We start from the raw sequence: 20,897 nt of genomic DNA on the forward strand, positions 1-20,897 counted from the left end.
CACGCTTATTTTCTACACCTGCACGCCATATGACAAGCAGATAATACTCATTTAATGTGTTTTTATAAAAAAACACCCCATGTTTTAATAACAATGGGGTGCTCATTAAGATATTGCTAACCACTTTTTTCTTAGAACAATTCTTGGCTAGCGCCACCTTCAGTTGAAATAGTTGTTCCCACCTCTTGTACAGAATACTCTTTAGGTTCAGTTCCTTCGATAAAATACTCACGACGTGAAGAACCTAATTTTCCTGTACGACTGTCAATGGACACCGAGATAACCCCTTTCGGTGGCTTCATGGTTTTCACTGGAACACCAGCCAGAATTGATTTCATAAAATCATCCCACATTGGCTGAGCACTTTTCGCTCCAGCTTCCCCTCGCCCAAGTGTGCGTTTATTATCATCAAAGCCAATCCACGCTGATGCCACCACATCTGGACCATAACCAGAAAACCAAGCGTCTTTTGAGCTATTAGTGGTTCCTGTTTTACCACCAATATCACGGCGACCGCCTAAATCTCTAGCTGCCCGCCAACCCGTTCCCGACCAACCAGGCTCACCATAAATATTCGTCATCATCGCATCTCGAATTAAGAACGCGAGTGGCGTACCAATCACATGAGGTGCGTACTGAGGTCCTAAATCCACATTGCCTTCGCCAGACGTTGCCACTTCCATCGTTGGTTCTTGGTTAACCATATTACGACCTGACTGAGTGACTTCTTCTGTAGACTCGTCATCAATCCCTTTCATTTCAATGGTGCGTTCAGTATCACCGTAAATCACTGGGATATTAGTACAATCTGGGCATGCTATTTTAGGGTTCGCTTCAAAAATGACTTCGTCATTATGATTTTCTATCTTCAAAATATAGTATGGATCAACGAGGTACCCCCCATTGACCATAACGGCATAACCACGCACCATTTGCATTGGGGTAAAGGATGGCGCTCCCAACGCTAATGCTTCTGTGCGGTTAATATTTTCACGTGGGAAGCCAAAACGCATCAAGTAATCCGCTGCGTAATCAACGCCCATGGCTCTCATTGCTCGAACCATTACCACGTTTTTCGACTGCCCTAACCCTTGACGCAAGCGAATTGGGCCATCATAGCGTGGAGGCGAGTTTTTCGGGCGCCAGTCAGAACCTGCACCTGCATCCCAGCGGCTAATTGGCACGTCATTTAGCAAAGAAGACAGCGTAAGCCCTTTATCCATCGCTGCGGTATACAAGAACGGCTTAATATTTGAGCCCACTTGGCGCAATGATTGCGTCACACGGTTAAACTCACTCATATTAAAATCAAAGCCACCCACTAGCGCGATAATCGCACCATCATTAGGGTTAAGTGCAACAAAAGCGGCGTTTACATCAGGAACTTGCCCTAACCACCAGTTGTCTTTCACTTTACGTACCCAAATTTGCTCACCTGCTTGGACAACCGCATTCACCGCTCTTGGCGATGCACCTTGTTGGGTATCCGAAATGAACTTACGTGCCCAACGTACACCGGTCATCGTAATATCAATTTTTGAACCATCCGCCAACATAACATTCGCTTCAGAGCCAGTAGCTGATAGCACAACTGCTGGCATTAGCGGCCCATAAACAGGAGATTTTTTGAGTTTTTCAATAATTTTTTCGGATGTCCAAGCCGCTTCCGTTGGCTTCCATAACACTTCAGCAGGACCACGATAACCATGGCGGGTGTCATAGTCGATCAAATTATTGCGAACCGCTTCTGTTGCAGCTTCCTGATCTTTACGGATCACAGTGGTATACACTTTATAGCCATCGGTATATGCATCTTCACCATACTTATCATATAGTGTTTGGCGTGCCATCTCGGCGAGATAAGGCGCAGAGAAATCAATCTTCGGCGCATGGTATGACGCCACAATTTTCTCGTTTCTCGCTTGCTCATACTGGTCTTTAGTAATGTATTTTTCTTCCAACATACGAGAAAGCACAACATTACGGCGATTTACCGCACGGTCATAAGAATAAAGCGGGTTAAATGTTGATGGCGCTTTTGGCAATCCAGCAATCATCGCCATCTCACTCAGAGTTAGCTCATTCACTGTTTTTCCAAAGTAGACATAAGCCGCAGCACCCACACCATAAGCACGGTTACCCAAATAAATTTTATTTAGGTACAGCTCCATAATCTCGTCTTTCGAAAAAAGCTGTTCGATGCGAATTGCTAAGAATGCTTCTTTGGCTTTGCGCATTAAGGTTTTTTCAGGACTGAGGTAGAAGTTTCTCGCCAACTGCTGAGTGATGGTACTCGCCCCTTGGGACGCGTGACCAGATGACGCCATCACCGATACAGCACGGAAAATACCAATTGGATCAATACCATGGTGGTCATAAAAGCGGCTATCTTCTGTTGCGATAAACGCTTTCACCATTAATGGTGGAATTTCAGCCAATGGGAGTGGAATGCGGCGTTTTTCGCCATATTGGGCAATCAACTCATTATCCGCACTGTATACCTGCATTGGAATTTGCAGACGAATGTCTTTCATGGTTGCAACGTCAGGTAACTCCCCTTCGACATATTTATACATGCCATAAATCGAGGCGGTTCCCAAAAAAATGCAACAGAAAACAAGAATAAAAAAATATTTTACGAACTTCACCGGAAAATTCCCATGCTCGGCTAACAAGAGGGTTTAGATATCACTAACGCATAGTATAAAGCTTATACAGCACAATAGAAAATGTAATTTAATCGTTAATGATAAGGAAATTAACTATGTACACATCAAAATGGAACATTGGGATCGATATTTATCAAAATAAAATTCAGTTAGTTGCCACGAAACGCCGTCGAAAATACTGGTCTTTATGTGAATGTTGGCAGCAGCAATTTCCTTTCGAAATAACGGATAATTCAGACCCTGAACAACACCAAATTCTACTGAAACTTTTAATACAGTGGCGTCAGAAATTACCGAAAAACTGTGCTGTTTCTATCGCCTTACCCGCTGTTCGTACATTAAAACAACAACTTTCATTACCAAGCCAAGTCCACCTACAACAACCTGAACTTGGCTGGTATCTGCAATCACAAGCGGAAAAATGTTTTCCAATGAACGTTCATGAACTGACTATTGACTATCGTGTCGTCGACCAACAAGTTTACCTCAATGGGGCTCGAAAAGCGGATATTGCTTTCTGGCAAAATCTCTTAGCACAAAGCGGGTTTAATTTACTGGCAATTGATGTTGCCCCTATCGCATTACGCTACATTGCTCGCTATTGTGGCTTACCTGACGAATGCTGGCTTGTTCATTATAGACAAGGTGAATGGTTATGGTCAGGTCCAATTAGCCTACCTGCAAATTATAACCATGTTTCAGACCATGAGATCACCACCCTTTCTCAGCTTTTACCTCATCTAACAACAGAAGGCCATGGCTCCGCGTTACCCATTTACCTCATAACCGATCACTCAAATATAGCCCAACCTCCCGACACAGCAACCCCACAAACCGCTCATGAGAGCCACCTTCAATGGCCATCACACAAATGGGAATTACTACAAGCCTTTCAACACCATAATCTAAAACTTCCGCGTCAATTAGGCGACTTTGTCATAGCTGCTGGGCTCGCGCTGCGCCATAGGGATATTTAACAAATGAAAATTGCAAATCCATATCAAGTGAATTTTTTACCTTGGAGGCAACAGGAGATGATGAAAAAGAAGCGTGAATTTATTCTTTTCACTTTCGCATTATGTTGTTCAGCCATAGTGGCTTGTTGCTTTTTATATTTATTTCAACAAATTAATATTGATAAGAAAAAAATATCGCTGTATAGCGCACAAGAAAAGCACCAGCAAATCCAACAACTAACTCAGGAAATAGCTCATCAACAATCTCAATTAAATCAGCTAATTGAAAAACAGAATAAATATAAAGCTGTCGAGCAAAGCAACCGAGCACTACTCGTTTTGTTACATAGCTTGCCTGAAATCACTCCGGCCAAAAGCTGGTTGACCTCTTTCCAATTGATTAATGATCAACTCGATATCAAAGCTAATAGCTATGACTTCCAAAATATGGCGCTTTTTGGCCAGCAACTGGAAAACCAGAAAAGCTTAAGTGACATTCAATTCATGCAACTTAACCGCAAGCATCAGCTAAACCGCCTACATTTAACGGCAAAATACCAAGGAGAAAAAAATGAATGAAACATATCATGCCTTTTGGTATCGCCCTTTTTGGCAACAAATTTTGCCAATAGTTACTTTCATCGGGGTGTTTTTTATTGCTGGCTATTTTACGTACTGGAAGCAGTCATCTTCACAACTCAATGAATTAGAAATTGAAAATACGAATTTACTTAATCGCATTCAACAAGAAGAGCTACGCATTCTGCAATCCCCTTCTATCAATCTATTAACACAACAGATTCAGAGCATTGAGCTACCCTCAATACACAAAGCTCCCCCGATTGCACTCTTTTCACATTTTCATTCATTGGTTAGTCAGTCTGGAGTCACACTTAACCAGTTACAACCCGTGAATAATAATGAGGGGTATCTTATGGAGGTTCAGGGAAATTTTGCCAATATTTCTCTTTTTATCCAGAAACTCATTTCCTCATCAACGTCCGCTGCATGGTATTACCCAGAAATAACATTATCCCTACGAAAAAATACCCTTATTGCCTCCGTAACGCTTTCATCAATATTTCACTTAACCACTATCAAGGATGAAAATAGCTATGAATAGCCCACGACTTATCACTTTGAGGCGAGTAACCGCTATCTTCTTATTAATGCTTAACCCCGCTTTTGCAGAGCAAATCCGAGATCCTTTCGTCCCACTGCAACCCATAGAAGAAAACATTCTCTCTCAAGCCATTGATCCCTCATTACCTCCTAGCATCAATAATGAGGTTTGGATTGAAAAAATTTTCAAATTAGTCTCAATAAAAGCCCAAGAAGTTCACCACTTACTAAAGCAACCTGAAACAGCGTTGTTGTCCCCAAAAGCGACCATTCGCCACGAGGACACAACAAATAGCGTGATCATCAAAGACACCCAAGAACGTCTCACTCTCATTGAAGAATGGATAAAACATAAAGATTTACCTCAACAACAAGTTCAGATCACCGCACACATCATTAGCAGTAGTAAGACAGCGCTACAGGAGTTGGGTCTTGAGTGGGGGCTTCTGGCAAGCAATACAACGCACAGTCGGCTTAACCGCTATAATCGCTATCACTCTGCGCCGGGGCAGTTTTCATTTAATGTCTTAAAATTGAGCGATGGGTTACTTGAAATGAAGCTCAATGCATTAGAAAAAGAAAATTTATTATCTATTATTGCTAGTCCTCGGTTAGTGGCCTCACATCAACAACCTGCCAGCATCCAACAAGGGACTGAAATTCCTTATGTCACCAGTAGTGAAAAGAAAACTCATGTTCAATTCAAGGACGCCGTTTTAGGTATGGATGTCACTCCCACTATTATCCGCGACGAAAAAGTAGCGTTAAACCTAAAAATTAGTCATAACTCACCAGATACCGCACTGACTAGTAGCCAAAATCACCATTTAGCAATAAACAAGCAGGAAATAGCCACTTTCGTCACCATTAAAAATAATGAGACGCTGATATTGGGTGGCATTTTTCAGCAAAAACAAGAAAAAACGCAAACAGGCCTGCCCTTCCTTTCACAAGTTCCTCTTTTAGGGGCATTGTTTACAAATAGTGCGGAACACATCGATAGGCGGGTTCTCGTCGTTTTTATTACACCAAAACTTATCAATATTTAGTATGAATAAAATAACTCCTATACTTCAAGTAGTTGAATACACAATAAGTCAAAGAGAGAAAAAAAAAAGGGTTTTTATGCCATAAACCTACCGGATAAATTTGACGCTGACGTCGTTTTAGCATACAAGGTTATCCATTGAATGTTCTAACTATCCTTAGATTAAAGAACAAGCTGTCAGTCGCTTATAAAACAGCCACAATTATTTTGCTCTACAATTAACAGAAATATTACGCTCCAAATGGTATTTAAAATCTGTTAAAAATCATGCTAAACAATGCATTAGGCAATAAAGACGGCTCAAATATAGAAACCTGTAATTTTAAATGTGGCACTTTGTTCGCTTAGTGCCACATTTATATAGTTGCAATCCTAGTTGATGTGTTGAGATAATTTTCTTATCTGATCTCACATCATCACTAATGAGGTTTCAGTTTAGGTCCCGTTGCTAATTTTTTATTGGCGGGGCGGGTTCATTAACGAATAATCGTAGTAATACCAAAAAACATGGCAGAGAAACGCAATATCTTTCTGGTTGGACCAATGGGCGCTGGCAAAAGCACTATTGGCCGTCAGTTGGCACAACAGCTTAATATGGAGTTTTTCGACTCTGATCACGAGATAGAAAAACGCACCGGCGCGGATGTCGGCTGGGTATTCGACCTTGAAGGCGAAGAAGGCTTTCGTGATCGCGAAGAAAAAATCATCAATGAACTCACTGAGAAACAAGGCATTGTACTAGCGACGGGTGGCGGTTCTGTTAAATCCAAAGAAACCCGCAACCGCTTATCAGCTCGCGGTGTCGTTGTGTATCTCGAAACCACAATTGAGAAACAGCTTTCTCGTACGCAACGTGATAAAAAACGCCCACTGTTACAGGTTGATGAACCTGCGCGTGAAGTACTTGAGAAACTGGCTGACGAGCGCAACCCTATGTATGAAGAAATCGCGGATATCACGATTCATACGGATGAACAAAGCGCTAAAGTCGTTGCTAACCAAATCATTGAAATGTTAGAAAAAAACTAACTTATCATCGTGTTATTTTGTCAGTAATGAATTCAAGGTAGAACAAGATGGAAAAGGTCACCGTTACGCTCGATGAGCGCAGTTATCCAATCAATATTGCCCCCGGTTTATATAACCAAACAGGAGCATTTTGGCCATTAGCTGCTGGTCAACGAGCAATGATAGTGACAAACGAAACACTGGCACCCATTTATCTTGAGAAGATAAAACGTGTTCTTGAGACTTCTGGTGTCAAAGTGGACTCCATCACCCTACCGGATGGCGAACAGTATAAATCATTGTTTATTATGAATGATGTCTTTACTGCATTACTTGAAAAACATCATAACCGCGATACCACCCTCATCGCTCTTGGTGGGGGAGTTATCGGTGATTTAACGGGTTTTGCAGCTGCAAGCTATCAACGCGGTGTTCGCTTTATCCAAGTTCCAACCACATTGTTATCCCAAGTAGATTCATCCGTCGGTGGTAAAACCGCAGTCAATCACCCGTTAGGGAAAAATATGATTGGGGCATTTTATCAGCCTGCGTCTGTTGTCATCGACCTCGATTGCTTAAAAACACTCCCGCCAAGAGAGCTGGCTTCTGGTCTCGCTGAAGTCATTAAATATGGCATCATCCTTGATGGTGAGTTTTTCACTTGGTTGGAAAACAATATTGATGCGTTGGTTGCTTTGGACAACCAAGCGATGGCTTACTGTATTCGCCGTTGCTGTGAACTCAAAGCACAAGTCGTTGCTGCCGACGAAAAAGAAACGAGTGGCCTACGTGCCTTACTCAACTTAGGGCACACTTTCGGCCATGCGATTGAAGCACATATGGGCTACGGTGTTTGGTTGCATGGTGAAGCGGTTGCAGCGGGTATGGTCATGGCTGCTAAAACAGCTGAATTAATCGGCCAATTCACTCCAGAGCAAACACAACGCGTTATTGCGCTGTTAGAACGCGCCTCACTCCCAGTCAAAGGTCCTTCGCAAATGAAGCCTGATGATTATCTACCACACATGATGCGTGATAAAAAAGTGATGGGTGGAAAATTACATTTAATTCTACCAACAACTATCGGGCATTCAGAAATGCGTTCTGATATTGATTCGCAAACGGTAATTACCGCGATAACATCCTGTACGCCATAAAATTATGGCAAAATGACCTTATGCATCACCAAAAACAAAGAAAAGACCTAATTTGTACTGGTGTTTTAAAATGTTACTGGTAGATGCAGTTCAAAGTCGTTAAATTATACGGTATGCCTACGCCTCTATACGAAACTCAACAAAGCATAATGAAAATATCATTCTGACTAGCATGGTATTACGAAAGAATCTATGCTTTAAAAATGAGCAGAAAACTCTGCTTGGTCGTTAACAGGTTGTACTGATAAGAGACATTTTATCTCTACTATAGGCAAATTTTATTCGGGAGAGGAAAATGGACGAATTTAAACCAGATAACCAGCCGCAAGGTCAAAATGATCTTAGGCCAGATACATCAGACAGGCCAGCAGGGCGCTCGCGCCAATCAACAACTGCGAAACCAAAAATCGCCTTATCACGCCAGCACATCATGATAGGCGTTGGTGTGCTTGTTTTACTGCTACTGATTATTGCCATCAGTTCCGCATTAAAAGCCCCTACAGAGCATGAGCGTCAGCAAACAACCAGTAATAATAGCGGGCAGAACATTGATTTATCTGGTTCTTCCTCGTTGACCAATACACAAGGTCAAACCCAGCCAGGACAAGCCCAAGAAATTACGGGTTCACAAATCACGCCAACACCAACCCAAGGTGAGCTACAAACCCAGCCAAATGGTTTAGGTGAGCGAATCGAAATTCCAGGTGATGTTGTTGATGCCTTAAACCAAGGCCAAGTTCCTACTCCGGGCACAGCACAGCCACAAAATGTGACACCGCTGAACCCACCTGTTGTTAAACCTGTTGAGCAACAACCAACAGTGAAACCGGTAACACCAGAAAGAACACCACCAAAAGCGGTAGAGCCGAAACAACCCACTCAACCTAAGCAACCAATAAAACCTGCTGCAACGGCCAATAACCAAAGCAGTAATGTCATGTCAGCACCAGCAGGAAGCTATACACTTCAATTAAGCAGTGCTAGCCGTTCAGACACATTGGAAGCTTTTGCAAAAGAAAACAAACTTGCCAACTACAAGGTTTATAAAACTATTCGTAATGGGCAAACTTGGTATGTTCTTATTCACGGTAACTATAATTCAGTGACAGACGCTAAAAATGCAATAGGGACACTTCCTGCTGCCGTTCAAGCGAAAAAACCGTGGGTGAGAAATATGAAACAAGTCAAACAGGATCAAAAATAACAACGTTTTTCCCCGGGCGCATTATGTTGTCCTGACAGAGTATGAATGCAGTTACTCTAAACGATTGTAATAATAAGACGGCATGAAAAAAAAACGCGCTTTTTTAAAATGGGCTGGGGGTAAATACCCCCTTGTGGAAGAAATCCAAAAACACCTTCCACAAGGTGATTGCTTAATTGAGCCTTTTGTTGGTGCAGGGTCAGTGTTTTTAAATACCAGCTATGATTCTTATATACTGGCAGATATCAACAGTGACCTCATCAATCTCTATAACACGGTTAAACACCGAACTGACTTTTTTATTGAAGAAGCCCAGCGCATCTTCACGCCTGAATTTAATACCTCAGAACAATACTATTTGATGCGTGAAGCGTTTAATAAATCCGATGATACGGAAAAACGCAGCGTACTTTTTTTATACTTAAATCGCCACTGTTATAATGGTTTATGCCGTTATAATTCAAAGGGTGAATTTAACGTGCCTTTTGGCCGCTATAAAAAACCTTACTTCCCCAAAGAAGAACTATTGTGGTTCGCAGAGAAAGCGCAACAAGCCACCTTTATCACCCAGCACTATGGTGAAACCTTGTTAAATGCAAGGGAAGGCTCCGTCATCTACTGCGATCCGCCTTATGCACCTCTTTCTGAAACCGCGAATTTCACGGCTTACCACACCAATTCATTTAGTGCGCTTGAGCAACAAAATCTCGCGTTTTTGGCGCATAAATTATCGACAGAAAGTAAAATTCCTGTGTTGATATCAAATCATGATACCCCCTCAACCAGAGAGTGGTATCATCAAGCTCAATTACATATTGTTAAAGTACGCCGCACCATTAGTAGAAACATATTAAACCGTAGTAAAGTCAATGAATTACTGGCTTTGTATACGAATGAAATTAATAGCCTTTCTCCTAGAAAAACGAATAAGAAAAAAACGCAACAACCTGTACCTAGCGCTGAATGGCTCTCAGATAACGACTAATACTCGGAGACAATAATGAAAAACTTCCTCATTGCCCCATCTATTTTATCTGCTGACTTTGCCCGTTTAGGCGAAGATACTGCCAATGTCCTCGCGGCAGGCGCAGATATCGTGCATTTTGATGTGATGGATAACCATTACGTTCCTAATCTGACATTTGGTGCGCCAATTTGTAAGGCATTACGTGATTACGGTATTACTGCCCCCATTGACGTTCACTTAATGGTAAAACCCGTCGACAGGATCATTCCTGATTTTGCAAAAGCGGGTGCAACACACATTAGTTTCCACCCTGAAGCCAGCGACCACGTTGACCGTTCATTGCAATTAATCAGAGAAAGCGGCTGTACCGCTGGTCTAGTGTTTAATCCAGCAACGCCACTTAGCTACCTTGATTATGTGATGGATAAAGTGGATATGATTTTGCTGATGTCGGTTAACCCAGGCTTTGGTGGTCAATCCTTTATCCCACAAACCCTCAATAAATTGCGCCAAGTCCGTAAATTAATTGATGAAAGTGGTTATGATATTCGCTTGGAAGTCGATGGCGGTGTGAAAGTAAATAATATCGCAGAGATTGCCGCAGCGGGTGCCGACACCTTCGTCGCAGGCTCAGCTATCTTTGATCAGCCAGATTACAAAACCGTTATCGATGCAATGCGTGTTGAATTACAAAAGGTATCTCAATGACTCAAGTTGTATTAGAGAATATCAAAGCCGTTGCTTTCGATTTAGATGGAACACTTGTTGACAGCGCCGGTGGCTTAGCAGAAGCCATCGACAACATGCTGAACGATTTTGATTTCCCCCCTGCCGGCAAAGAACGCGTCTCAATCTGGGTTGGCAATGGTGTTGATGTCTTAGTTGAGCGAGCGCTCACTTGGGCCAAAGCCACCATCACCCCTGATTTGCAAAAACAAGCTCGCCAAAGCTTTGATAAATATTATGCTGTATCTGTCACAACTGGCAGTGAGCTATTCCCTGAAGTCAGAGAAACACTCGAACAGTTAGCAAAGCATGGCTTACCAATGGGGATTGTGACGAACAAAGCGACGCCTTTCATTGCCCCCCTGTTAAAAAAGCTGAATATCGACCACTATTTCTCCCTTGTGTTAGGCAGCGACGATGTTAAAGCCTTAAAACCGCATCCTGCTCCCCTCTATTTAACGATGGGCACCTTCGGTTTACGCAAAGAAGAATTGCTTTTTGTCGGTGATTCCCGTAATGATATTATCGCAGCGCGAAACGCTGGATGCCCGTGTGTCGGTCTGACCTACGGTTATAACTATGGTGAATCTATTGCATTGACTGAACCTGACTGCGTGTTAACCCATTTTTCAGGCCTATTACCTGCAATCGGTTTATCTGAAATAAAATAAGCAAGGACATAATTTAAAATGAGCACTCCCACTGAAAAACTAAAGCAATCCCAGAAACCTATCGTATTCAGCGGCGCACAGCCTTCCGGTGAATTGACCATCGGTAACTACATGGGTGCATTACGTCAGTGGGTACAGATGCAAGATGATTTTGACTGCATTTACTGTATCGTTGACCAACACGCCATCACCGTTCGCCAAGACCCGGTCGAACTGCGTAAAAGAACTCTCGATACCCTTGCGCTCTATTTAGCCTGTGGCATTGACCCGAAAAAAAGCACCATTTTCGTACAATCCCATGTGCCACAGCATGCACAGCTCAGCTGGGCTCTGAATTGCTACACTTATTTCGGCGAACTCAGCCGTATGACGCAATTCAAAGACAAATCAGCGCGCCATGCCGAAAACATCAACGCGGGTTTGTTTGATTACCCTGTATTGATGGCCGCAGACATTCTGATTTACCAAACCAATCAAGTACCTGTTGGTATCGACCAAAAACAGCACCTTGAATTAAGCCGCGATATCGCACAGCGTTTTAATGCGATTTATGGTGATATTTTCACTGTTCCAGATCCGTTCATCCCAACAGGTGGTGGTGCACGTGTCATGGCACTGCAAGATCCAACCAAGAAAATGTCCAAGTCTGACGACAACCGCAATAACGTTATCGCGCTGCTTGAAGATCCAAAATCGGTTGTGAAAAAAATCAAACGTGCCATGACAGATTCTGAAGAGCCGCCTCGCATTCGTTATGATTTAGAAAACAAACCGGGTGTTTCCAACTTACTGGATATCATGGCGGGTGTAACAGGTAAGAAAATTGCAGAACTCGAAGCGGAATTTGAAGGCCAAATGTACGGTCATCTTAAAGGTGCCGTTGCAGAAGCCGTATCTGAGATGCTGACAGGCTTACAGGCGCGTTACCATGAGTTCCGTGATAACGAAGCACTGCTGAACCAAATTATGGATGAAGGCGCAACCAAAGCCGCGGCTCGCGCTCAAGAAACCTTAGACAAAGTGTACGAAGCGATTGGCTTTGTAAAACGTCCTCAGCTGTAATTTCTATCTCAAACAAATAAAAACGGGGAACATAGGCATCCCCGTTTTTTTTCAGGTGAATAGCTCATATCCCCACTGATATTATGAAATTCGCCGCTATTGGTAGAAGTATTGAAGTGGTCAATATAAAACACTGCTTTGGTGTGAGTTGGGTCTAACTTATAGTCAGCCGCCTGAGCGGTTCCAAAGGCCATGCAATTTTGTTCATTACATGATCCTAAAAATAGAGCGAGAGAAGATAGCCCTTTGTATTAAAAGGCTATCTTTAATTCGTGAGTTAAATATTCGCGAGGTTGATTAGCGTTCTGAATCTAATTTTTCATTGCTTTTCAAAACGTCCTGCGCTTTGCTATAGCTTTCAATCAGCAATTGATAAGCAGGGAAAATTTGCGTGTATGCCATCGCCCATTCAGCCGCATCTTCACGGTTCCAAGTCCCTTGCAATTCAGAAGCAACTGCCGCGGTATCCATCGGTACCACGCCTGCTTGAACTACACGCGCTAACGTAATTTCTTGTGCCATTTTGCTGTAAGTGCCAGATGCATCAATCACAACAAAAACTTGATAACCATCCATCACAGCACTAATGGCAGGGAAAGCCATGCAAACGCTGGTGATGGTGCCTGCAATAATCAGCTGTTTTTTACCTGTCGCTTTCACGGCAGCAACAAACTCAGGGTTGTCCCACGCATTAATTTCACCGCGACGGGCAATGTATTGTGCATGAGGGGCATTTTGGTGAATCTCAGGGATCAGCGGGCCATTTGGACCTTGTGGTACAGAAGCTGTGGTGATCACTGGGATTTTCGCTAGTGAAGCCATTTTTGCCAGTACCGCAGCACGAGCACGTAATTCAGTCATCGGCATATCACCGACCGTTTGGAAAAGTCCACTTTGGTGATCAATTAATAACATCACCGCATCGTTCGGGTTAATAACAGGACGCTGACCATTAAAATTTGCTGGAATACTCATAATAAAGCCTCTCAATCGATGAAGTAAGAAATCTATTTAGGATGAAAAATAGAACGATACCCGCTCCGTTTTCGTGTTATTTAAATTAATCCATCGATTTAAGGCTGAGTAGTCCGATTTTTGATAAACACTGTTCTATAAATAGGATAATAGCTTAAACGTTGATTGTTCTTTTATTGGAACAATGAAACCTATTTTTGCCACTACTCGACGTTTTTCCACTGCTTTATGATTGGCTCATCAAAACAGAATTCGGAGTCTCACCATGAAAAAAATTATTGGTATCTATCAATCTCCACGGAGCCATTGGGTTGGTGATGGTTTCCCTGTTCGCTCAATGTTTAGCTACAGCAACCACGGGAAATACTTGAACCCTTTCTTATTACTCGATAGAGCGGGACCATTTACATTCCCAAGCTCAGATGCGGCAAATCGAGGTGTCGGTGAACACCCACACCGCGGGTTTGAAACCGTCACGATTGTTTATGATGGGGAAGTTGCCCACCACGACTCAACGGGAGAAGGGGGTGTCATTGGCCCAGGGGATGTCCAGTGGATGACAGCAGCATCGGGTATTTTGCATCAAGAATACCAATCTGATGACTTTATGAAAAAAGGTGGCACCCTTGATATGGTGCAATTGTGGGTCAATTTGCCTGCAAAAGACAAATCCGCCGCACCGGGCTATCAGCTATTGGAAAGCCAAACGATGCCGAAAGTCACGCTACCCAATGAAGCGGGCACACTGCGTGTCATCGCGGGGGATTATTTAGGTCATAAAGGCGCAGCAAGAACCTTTACCCCACTAGATGTTTGGGATTTACAGCTCAATAAAGGCAAAACAGTCGGTATTCAGACTAAATCAGGCCGCAATGTGGGATTAGTGATGCTGCGCGGTTCGATATTTGTTGATGGGCGTTCAGCCTTAAACGAAGGAGAGCTGATGATCCTTGACGATACGCAGAGCAATATTGTGTTAGAAGCAACAGAAGATGCATTGGTGCTGCTATTAAGCGGCGATCCAATTGATGAGCCTGTTGTTGGCTATGGCCCATTTGTTATGAATAGCATGGAAGAAATTAATGAAGCCGTAAATGACTTCAACAGTGGCAAATTTGGCCGTATTCCTGAAACGCAATAAACAGCGCATGATCCCTCGGTAGCATTAAGCTATCGGGGGATTTTTATTTGACTGATGGCGAAATGTTATCAGCTAAATAATTCAGTAATAATTGCACGGATGGTAATAACCCTTTGCGAGAAGGATACACCGCATGAATAATATCTTCAGGAAAACGCCATTCAGGCAATACTTCCACCAGCTCCCCCGATGCAATTTCCTTTTCCACCACCCCATAAGGTAACCTCGCAATACCAATCCCTTTGAGTGCCGCACGGTACAAAGTCAGCACATCGGTTGTCGCTAATTTAGGGGTAAAATGCTGCGTAAAGCTGAGATCGTCGCTATTTTTTAAGGTCAGTGTGTAATTCTGCGAATGCTCCGTATTCGCCAAAATAGGGTAATCCACCAGTTTTTCAGGCTCAATCGGTGCACCTTGTTCAGCAAATAACTGTGGGCTCGCAACCAATATCCTGCGTGAATACCCCAGCACTTTCATCATCAACCCCGAGTCGTCAAGGGGTAAAGAACGCACTCTGATAGCCAAATCTAACCCTTCACTTATCACATCAACGGGGCGATTCACCGCTAAAATTTGAATATCAATATCCGGGTATTGCACCATAAAATCCACCAGCAGCTCATTTAAGTAAACCTGCAATAACGCTACTGGGCATGAAAGTTTAATCGTGCCTTTGGGGTGGGACTGTACAGAACAAATAAGTTCATGGGCAATCTCTGCTTCATCAACCACATTCTTACACTGTTGATAAAACACTTGGCCAACTTCCGTAACATGGAATTGGCGTGTAGAGCGGTAAATCAAGGAAACATTGAGCTTTTGCTCTAAATCGGCAATACGTCGGCTCAGCTTGGATTTTGGGATCCCTAATGCTAAGCCCGCTTGGGAAAAGCCGCCATGTTCGACCACTTTGACGTAATAATAGAGGTCATTTAAATCATATTGCATCTTACTTTCCCCAACCCTCTTGCGATGTCATTTCGTTATCTTACTCAAAACACAGGAAACGTCACCCTTTTCTGCCCTGCAAACAAAACAAATAGTCTGGTAAGCAAAACAACTAAATCCCTTAAATAAAGCGAAATAAATTACAGTGACAGATTCGCTATGGAGGTTTTGTATGTACCGCGCACTTTGGACATTGCTTCGTCCCTATCGCTCAATTTTACTGGTTGCTGTGATTTTACAAGCCATTGCAGGTCTTTGCTCTCTCATCCCATGGGTAGTCATCAGCCAAGTTGCCGTATCACCCGTTCATCAATATGGTAACTGGGTTATTATCGCCTGTATTGGGGGGATAGCCTGGTTAGTTTGCCAAACTCTTGCCATGTACCTCACACACCAAACAGATAGCCACCTATGCCACCAATTGCGATTACAGCTACTTGATAAGATAGGAAAATTACCTTTAAATCACTTTACCCAACAAGGCAGAGACGGCGTTTCGCAAGTAATTGACCGTGATGTCCGCTACCTCCACCAATTAACCGCTCACGCGCCTGCTGACCTTACCAAATTGATGATAGTCCCTGTTGCCGCCACGCTTATTTTGTTTTGGCAAAGCGTACCACTCACACTTTTTTGCCTTATTCCTTTGGTTGCCGCAGTTTTTTTGTTCCGCGCAATGCGAGCACCGCGTTACCAACACTTGTATACAGCTCGTAATGAAACCATGGGGCACCTCTATAGCCAATATGCTGAATTAGCCGATAACCCGTTATTCGCTAGGCAATACCCAAACCAAGGGATACAAAAACGAGCATCACTCGCACTGCAAGGTTTTGAAACCGCTTTTATGCGTTGGATTGGTAAAATTGGTGCATTAAGTTCACTCACCCAAATCGGTATCAGTGCCACCTTGCTGTCTTTCTGGGTCATTTTAGGTGCGATGCTGCTTCCCGGCCCTATTTCTCTCGCTCAAGTCATTTTATTTATTCTCTTAATACAAAGTATCGCAGCACCCGTTGCTGCGATGGGGCACGGCGCTGATGCATTAAACCTTGCGGTCAGTGCATCACTGCGCATTGAGAAATTATTAAATGAGCCAGAAATGCAGTACGGCAAGAAAATGCTCGACACAACCTCTTGCCACCTCCAACTGACTCAGGCCAGTGTTGTACTTGGTGAAAAAACCCTTTTATCTCAGGTTGATATCGATATTACTGACGGTGAACTCATCGCGATAGTCGGGCCATCAGGTGCCGGAAAAAGTACGTTATTACAGCTTATGGCGCGCTTTTTAGACCCTTCACAAGGCACCGTTTTATTTAACCAAACACCGCTTCCTGAACTTTCGTTAGCCTCATTAAATCAACAAATAGCCATTGTGATGCAAAACCCGCAGCCTATGCCCTGCTCGTTAAGGGAAAACTTACAACTTTTCGCCCCTAACGCCACGGAAAGTGACATGAACCACTACCTTGAAGCTCTCAATTTATTGCCGTTGGTGCAGCAGTCCCCTAAAGGCCTTGATAGTGTGATAGGAAAAGAGATGGTGTTATCGGGTGGAGAATCCCAGCGACTCGCCATTGCGCGAGCCTTGTTATCCCCTGCCCCCTTATTATTGTTCGATGAACCCACCTCTGCACTTGACCCACAAAATGCCCAGCGGGTGTTATCTCTATTACACGATGAATCACGAACCTGCATATTCGTAACCCATAATCTAGATAGCTTAAACCTCGCTAATCGCGTCTTGTTTATGAAAGAAGGTCGATTGATTGCACAAAGCTCTCACAAAGATTTAGCCGAAACATCCGGGGATTATCAGCAGTTATTACGTGCCTTGGAGGAAAACCATGCTTAAGTCCTTATTGTATACGGTACGCAGCGCCATTTTTTGGATGATATTCGCTGCCATTTTAGATGGGCTCTGCGGGTTATTGCTCGTGTATGTTATTTTTAGTTGGTCTTTAGGCACCATGATACCGCTGACTTTACTGGCGGTGTGCAGCCTGATATCCCTCCTGATCACCTTTATTGCGACCCAAAAAGGCTACTTAGCGGGTGGATTAGTGATGCGCTACCTTGCTAATGCGTTAATCCGCCACTTGCCCTTGTCATTACAACCGATCAAAAATGCCAATCACTTAGTGGCAGGGCCTATTTCACAGATTATGTCTGTCCCTGCGCATTTATTGCATCCCATAATTAGCGGGTTAATCACGCCATTCACTGTCGTATTGGGCGCATTTATCTACCAACCTATTTTTGGGTGCGCACTTTTATTCGTTGGGTTGGTTTTACTATTTACCTTACGCCTTTGTGGCCAAAAAATGGCTTTTTTTGAACAACAAGCCCATACATCTGAACAAGATGTCATTCGCCAACTCGACCAATTTGCACTCCACCAGCCGCTCATCCGTCGAGCAGGCGTTAGCCAATCTCAGCACCAACAACTCACGAGTGCGTTAGCATCACAGTATCAAACACAAAAACAATTACAGCGCCAAAGTTTGCCATTTCATTTACTGTTTTCAGGTGCTATCCAAATCATTTTTATCGCGTTGCTTTATTTAGGCATTCAAAAAATAAGCCAAGGTGACATGCCATTAAGCTTATGGTTAGCGGGGATGGTGTTATTAGCGCGGTTTATTGAACCGCTCTGGCTTCTTTCGCATTTAAACCAATCATTAAGACAAGCAAAACAATCGATTAAACAGGTCGAATCTGCATTGATTACCCCTGAATTAGTGTTTCCCTATCGAGCCCCTGCCCCTGAAAATAATGATATTCGTTGCCAACAATTATCTTTCTATCATGATAAAAAGAAACGAATTTTGAATAACATTACCGTCAATTTTGCTCATAATACTTTCACGGCTATCGTTGGCCCATCTGGTGCAGGGAAAAGCACACTCTTAAGCTTACTCGCTCGTCTACAAGACCCGACTCAAGGCTCTGTCAGTTACGGTAATAAAAACCTGATGGAATTATCGCAAGAAGCGCTATGTTCAAAGCGTGGGGTTTTATTGCAAGACAGCGCACTCTTTCGCGGCAGCGTACGCCAAAACTTAACATTAGAAGATGCAAATATTGATGACCGAGAGGTTAACATATTGCTGTCACAGTTAAATTTTGAAGATATTCCTGATTTTTTAAACCGAGATGTCGGCGCGAGTGGCATGGCACTTTCTGGCGGGCAAAAACAGCGTTTAGGTATTGCACGGCTACTTCTGCGCCACCCAGGTATCATTTTAATGGATGAACCAACGGCAAGCCTTGATACCATCAATACAGCTTCCGTGATTTCCTTAATCACTCAAGCGGCTCAGCAAACTCGCATTGTGGTCACTCATCACCCTCACCTTGCGTGTTTAGCAGATAACATCGTCTATATGGAAGATGGAGAGATTATTGCTCAAGGTAGCCATGCAGAACTAATGGCTGGTACGCCTTGGTACCAGCAGTTTATCGGTCAATCCTAACTGCGTTTACCAAATAAACGGTGGCTAAATTCTTCAATGCGATGATTATCAAGGCGATTTTGCATCGTTAGGCTCCAACTGGCAGATAACCCCGCTGCACTGAGGAGCCTATGATACAGCTGCTCATCATAGGGGGCATGAAATGCAATCATTATCGCCTCTTGTACTGAAACATCACTGTTGCGGCTCAATAGCGTTAGCGGTGAATTAGCACTGACATTCCCCGTTTTAATCACGCGATATAACCACCCACAACGACCGTTGTCTTGCATGATTTGAGCGAAGTTTTCCACGCCCGTTAAGCCGTTCAGCTTATAGCAAGGAGAGCGAGGTTGAGTAACCTGAATTCGCGCATCCCCCCACCCATAAATATCACCGATAAATACATTTTCTTCAGTCATTCCCAGTGTAGAGATATTTTCACCGAATGCTGATGCCATAAATAAGTCATCTTGTTCAGGATATGCATTAAGCCAAAATTCGTAGTGATCACGAGGATAATGGCAAAGCGCTCTATCAGGGCCACCGTGAAAACGCGTTTCTGCTTGCTCATCGCCCTCTAATCCAAGCTGCCCCAACATCAATAACCCATCTGCCGCATGTTTATGAATCGCACTTCGACCGCAAGATTGCGTTGCTTGGACTTTACCGATAAAGACTTGGGGTAGGAATGACATGGGCGGCGCTCTCCACATAAATTGGTGACGAAGCCTTTATCATAAAGAATGCAACTCGAGATAACAATCAAATGGGCTGCAAATAAAAAAGGCGCAGCACCATCGATGCTACGCCCATTGAGACTTAATTAAAAAGTCTAATTATTTAGCTTTTGAAGCGAAACGTGCCGCTGCTTCGTCCCAGTTAACCACTGACCAGAATGCTTTGATGTAATCAGGGCGACGGTTTTGGAATTTCAGGTAATATGCATGTTCCCACACATCTAAACCGATGATTGGGTAGCCTGAAGCGCCAGAAATCGCTTCACCCATTAATGGGCTGTCTTGGTTAGCAGTTGAAACAACAGCTAATTTACCGTCATCTTTTAGAACCAGCCACGCCCAGCCTGAACCAAAGCGAGTTGCTGCTGCTTTCTCAAACAGCTCTTTGAATGCATCAACGCTACCAAAATCGCGCTCGATAGCCGCTTTCAAGTCGCCTTTTAATTCAGTATTTAATTTCAAACCTTTCCAGAACATGCTGTGGTTTGAGTGACCACCCGCATTGTTACGTACGAAGGTACGTTGATCAGCAGGAATTTGGTCTAATTTTTGAATCAGAACGTCAATATCCAGACCTGCTAATTCAGGTAATTTTTCTAACGCCGTGTTGGTGTTAGTCACATAGGTTTGATGGTGCTTAGTGTGGTGGATTTCCATGGTTTGTTTGTCAAAATGTGGTTCCAACGCATCATAAGCATAAGGTAAAGCAGGTAATGTATAACTCATTTTATTGTCTCCAGTGACGTAAATACCACTATGTTTCTCATTTTCACCACAAGGTTCATAGGGTATGGCACTTGCGTAGTTTCGCACCTTGTGAATTTCTCTCTATTATAGTTATTTTACTGTTAATGAAAATCATTATCAAATCCATGATAAAATTGTGGTCTTTTGCATTCCCTATGAGAATTAGTTTATACAGTAACTAATACCAACATCCCCACAGTTTATTTTTCTTTACATCTAACATTTTCAATATTTTTAGATTTATATTCCAATGCTGGATTTAGCATCAAATGATAATCCTGCAAATCTCATTACAAT

General features: G+C 43.1%; 20 protein-coding genes. 14 read left to right on the plus strand and 6 right to left on the minus strand.

Going from position 1 to position 20,897, the window contains the following annotated elements; genetic code table 11:
* Nucleotides 1-131: 131 nt before the first annotated feature.
* On the minus strand, nucleotides 132-2,648 hold the full coding sequence (mrcA, locus tag AC4IFO_RS10315) for a peptidoglycan glycosyltransferase/peptidoglycan DD-transpeptidase MrcA (RefSeq protein ID WP_490734059.1): 2,517 nt from the start codon (nucleotides 2,646-2,648) through the stop codon (nucleotides 132-134).
* A 116-nt stretch (nucleotides 2,649-2,764) separates the two neighbouring features.
* On the opposite strand from mrcA, the gene pilM reads away from it, so the two are divergent.
* The 11 genes from pilM to trpS all read left to right on the plus strand — a co-directional run bounded on the left by pilM (nucleotide 2,765) and on the right by trpS (nucleotide 12,590).
* Nucleotides 2,765-3,646: a pilus assembly protein PilM gene (gene pilM / locus AC4IFO_RS10320; protein WP_490734061.1), complete on the plus strand. Its 882-nt coding sequence runs from the start codon at nucleotides 2,765-2,767 to the stop codon at nucleotides 3,644-3,646.
* A gap of 3 nt (nucleotides 3,647-3,649) precedes the next feature.
* On the plus strand, nucleotides 3,650-4,204 hold the full coding sequence (locus AC4IFO_RS10325; RefSeq protein WP_490734063.1) for a PilN domain-containing protein: 555 nt from the start codon (nucleotides 3,650-3,652) through the stop codon (nucleotides 4,202-4,204).
* Complete coding sequence (locus AC4IFO_RS10330; protein ID WP_490734065.1) at nucleotides 4,197-4,748, plus strand: hypothetical protein; 552 nt, start codon at nucleotides 4,197-4,199, stop codon at nucleotides 4,746-4,748. Before AC4IFO_RS10325 ends, AC4IFO_RS10330 begins: the two co-directional genes overlap by 8 nt.
* Nucleotides 4,741-5,796 carry a secretin GspD/PilQ domain-containing protein gene (locus AC4IFO_RS10335; RefSeq protein ID WP_490734067.1) on the plus strand — a complete coding sequence of 352 codons (1,056 nt, stop codon included), beginning with the start codon at nucleotides 4,741-4,743 and terminating at the stop codon, nucleotides 5,794-5,796. Before AC4IFO_RS10330 ends, AC4IFO_RS10335 begins: the two co-directional genes overlap by 8 nt.
* A 506-nt stretch (nucleotides 5,797-6,302) precedes the next feature.
* Nucleotides 6,303-6,824 (plus strand): shikimate kinase AroK, encoded by a 522-nt coding sequence (gene aroK / locus AC4IFO_RS10340; protein WP_490734069.1) that lies wholly within the window; start codon nucleotides 6,303-6,305, stop codon nucleotides 6,822-6,824.
* Between the two features lie 47 nt (nucleotides 6,825-6,871).
* On the plus strand, nucleotides 6,872-7,960 hold the full coding sequence (gene aroB / locus AC4IFO_RS10345) for a 3-dehydroquinate synthase (protein WP_490734071.1): 1,089 nt from the start codon (nucleotides 6,872-6,874) through the stop codon (nucleotides 7,958-7,960).
* Nucleotides 7,961-8,255: 295 nt separating this feature from the next.
* On the plus strand, nucleotides 8,256-9,164 hold the full coding sequence (locus AC4IFO_RS10350) for an SPOR domain-containing protein (protein WP_490734073.1): 909 nt from the start codon (nucleotides 8,256-8,258) through the stop codon (nucleotides 9,162-9,164).
* A gap of 82 nt (nucleotides 9,165-9,246) precedes the next feature.
* Entirely contained in the window at nucleotides 9,247-10,149 is a 903-nt protein-coding gene (gene dam / locus AC4IFO_RS10355; RefSeq protein WP_490734075.1) for an adenine-specific DNA-methyltransferase, read from the plus strand.
* 15 nt (nucleotides 10,150-10,164) lie between these two features.
* Nucleotides 10,165-10,839 (plus strand): ribulose-phosphate 3-epimerase, encoded by a 675-nt coding sequence (gene rpe, locus AC4IFO_RS10360; protein WP_047756509.1) that lies wholly within the window; start codon nucleotides 10,165-10,167, stop codon nucleotides 10,837-10,839.
* Entirely contained in the window at nucleotides 10,836-11,528 is a 693-nt protein-coding gene (locus tag AC4IFO_RS10365; RefSeq protein WP_490734078.1) for a phosphoglycolate phosphatase, read from the plus strand. The genes rpe and AC4IFO_RS10365 overlap by 4 nt, the downstream gene beginning before the upstream one ends.
* Before the next feature lie 18 nt (nucleotides 11,529-11,546).
* Complete coding sequence (gene trpS, locus AC4IFO_RS10370) at nucleotides 11,547-12,590, plus strand: tryptophan--tRNA ligase (RefSeq protein ID WP_206085210.1); 1,044 nt, start codon at nucleotides 11,547-11,549, stop codon at nucleotides 12,588-12,590.
* Between the two features lie 8 nt (nucleotides 12,591-12,598).
* Here trpS and AC4IFO_RS10375 read toward each other — a convergent pair whose 3' ends face one another.
* On the minus strand, nucleotides 12,599-12,784 hold the full coding sequence (locus AC4IFO_RS10375; protein WP_490734080.1) for a YceI family protein: 186 nt from the start codon (nucleotides 12,782-12,784) through the stop codon (nucleotides 12,599-12,601).
* 103 nt (nucleotides 12,785-12,887) lie between these two features.
* Nucleotides 12,888-13,565, minus strand: coding sequence for a hydrolase (locus AC4IFO_RS10380; protein WP_490734082.1), 678 nt, complete (start codon nucleotides 13,563-13,565; stop codon nucleotides 12,888-12,890).
* Nucleotides 13,566-13,830: 265 nt separating this feature from the next.
* On the opposite strand from AC4IFO_RS10380, the gene AC4IFO_RS10385 reads away from it, so the two are divergent.
* Complete coding sequence (locus AC4IFO_RS10385) at nucleotides 13,831-14,706, plus strand: pirin family protein (RefSeq protein ID WP_490734083.1); 876 nt, start codon at nucleotides 13,831-13,833, stop codon at nucleotides 14,704-14,706.
* 43 nt (nucleotides 14,707-14,749) lie between these two features.
* Here the strand turns inward: AC4IFO_RS10385 and AC4IFO_RS10390 are convergent, their stop codons facing one another.
* A complete protein-coding gene (locus AC4IFO_RS10390) occupies nucleotides 14,750-15,655 on the minus strand; it encodes a LysR substrate-binding domain-containing protein (protein WP_490734084.1) in 906 nt (301 codons plus the stop codon).
* Between the two features lie 172 nt (nucleotides 15,656-15,827).
* On the opposite strand from AC4IFO_RS10390, the gene AC4IFO_RS10395 reads away from it, so the two are divergent.
* Both AC4IFO_RS10395 and AC4IFO_RS10400 read left to right on the plus strand, forming a co-directional pair.
* The gene (locus AC4IFO_RS10395) at nucleotides 15,828-17,513 is read left to right on the plus strand and encodes an ABC transporter ATP-binding protein (protein ID WP_490734086.1); all 1,686 of its coding nucleotides are present in this window, start codon (nucleotides 15,828-15,830) and stop codon (nucleotides 17,511-17,513) included.
* Entirely contained in the window at nucleotides 17,506-19,134 is a 1,629-nt protein-coding gene (locus tag AC4IFO_RS10400) for an ATP-binding cassette domain-containing protein (protein WP_490734088.1), read from the plus strand. Before AC4IFO_RS10395 ends, AC4IFO_RS10400 begins: the two co-directional genes overlap by 8 nt.
* Here AC4IFO_RS10400 and yiiM read toward each other — a convergent pair.
* The gene (yiiM, locus tag AC4IFO_RS10405) at nucleotides 19,131-19,811 is read right to left on the minus strand and encodes a 6-hydroxyaminopurine reductase (RefSeq protein ID WP_490734091.1); all 681 of its coding nucleotides are present in this window, start codon (nucleotides 19,809-19,811) and stop codon (nucleotides 19,131-19,133) included. The two genes, AC4IFO_RS10400 and yiiM, sit on opposite strands and share 4 nt — an antisense overlap.
* A 141-nt stretch (nucleotides 19,812-19,952) precedes the next feature.
* Nucleotides 19,953-20,579: a superoxide dismutase [Mn] gene (gene sodA, locus AC4IFO_RS10410; protein WP_225819965.1), complete on the minus strand. Its 627-nt coding sequence runs from the start codon at nucleotides 20,577-20,579 to the stop codon at nucleotides 19,953-19,955.
* Nucleotides 20,580-20,897: the final 318 nt, after the last annotated feature.

Source organism: Providencia sp. UF-224, assembly GCF_058245955.1.

Excerpts from the sequence above, each read along its gene's own strand:
- pilM (WP_490734061.1), top strand. The coding sequence starts at position 2,765 with ATGTACACATCAAAATGGAACATTGGGATCGATATTTATCAAAATAAA.
- AC4IFO_RS10325 (WP_490734063.1), top strand. The coding sequence starts at position 3,650 with ATGAAAATTGCAAATCCATATCAAGTGAATTTTTTACCTTGGAGGCAA.
- AC4IFO_RS10330 (WP_490734065.1), top strand. The coding sequence starts at position 4,197 with ATGAATGAAACATATCATGCCTTTTGGTATCGCCCTTTTTGGCAACAA.
- AC4IFO_RS10335 (WP_490734067.1), top strand. The coding sequence starts at position 4,741 with ATGAATAGCCCACGACTTATCACTTTGAGGCGAGTAACCGCTATCTTC.
- aroK (WP_490734069.1), top strand. The coding sequence starts at position 6,303 with ATGGCAGAGAAACGCAATATCTTTCTGGTTGGACCAATGGGCGCTGGC.
- aroB (WP_490734071.1), top strand. The coding sequence starts at position 6,872 with ATGGAAAAGGTCACCGTTACGCTCGATGAGCGCAGTTATCCAATCAAT.
- AC4IFO_RS10350 (WP_490734073.1), top strand. The coding sequence starts at position 8,256 with ATGGACGAATTTAAACCAGATAACCAGCCGCAAGGTCAAAATGATCTT.
- dam (WP_490734075.1), top strand. The coding sequence starts at position 9,247 with ATGAAAAAAAAACGCGCTTTTTTAAAATGGGCTGGGGGTAAATACCCC.
- rpe (WP_047756509.1), top strand. The coding sequence starts at position 10,165 with ATGAAAAACTTCCTCATTGCCCCATCTATTTTATCTGCTGACTTTGCC.
- AC4IFO_RS10365 (WP_490734078.1), top strand. The coding sequence starts at position 10,836 with ATGACTCAAGTTGTATTAGAGAATATCAAAGCCGTTGCTTTCGATTTA.
- trpS (WP_206085210.1), top strand. The coding sequence starts at position 11,547 with ATGAGCACTCCCACTGAAAAACTAAAGCAATCCCAGAAACCTATCGTA.
- AC4IFO_RS10375 (WP_490734080.1), bottom strand. The coding sequence starts at position 12,784 with ATGGCCTTTGGAACCGCTCAGGCGGCTGACTATAAGTTAGACCCAACT.
- AC4IFO_RS10380 (WP_490734082.1), bottom strand. The coding sequence starts at position 13,565 with ATGAGTATTCCAGCAAATTTTAATGGTCAGCGTCCTGTTATTAACCCG.
- AC4IFO_RS10385 (WP_490734083.1), top strand. The coding sequence starts at position 13,831 with ATGAAAAAAATTATTGGTATCTATCAATCTCCACGGAGCCATTGGGTT.
- AC4IFO_RS10390 (WP_490734084.1), bottom strand. The coding sequence starts at position 15,655 with ATGCAATATGATTTAAATGACCTCTATTATTACGTCAAAGTGGTCGAA.
- AC4IFO_RS10395 (WP_490734086.1), top strand. The coding sequence starts at position 15,828 with ATGTACCGCGCACTTTGGACATTGCTTCGTCCCTATCGCTCAATTTTA.
- AC4IFO_RS10400 (WP_490734088.1), top strand. The coding sequence starts at position 17,506 with ATGCTTAAGTCCTTATTGTATACGGTACGCAGCGCCATTTTTTGGATG.
- yiiM (WP_490734091.1), bottom strand. The coding sequence starts at position 19,811 with ATGTCATTCCTACCCCAAGTCTTTATCGGTAAAGTCCAAGCAACGCAA.
- sodA (WP_225819965.1), bottom strand. The coding sequence starts at position 20,579 with ATGAGTTATACATTACCTGCTTTACCTTATGCTTATGATGCGTTGGAA.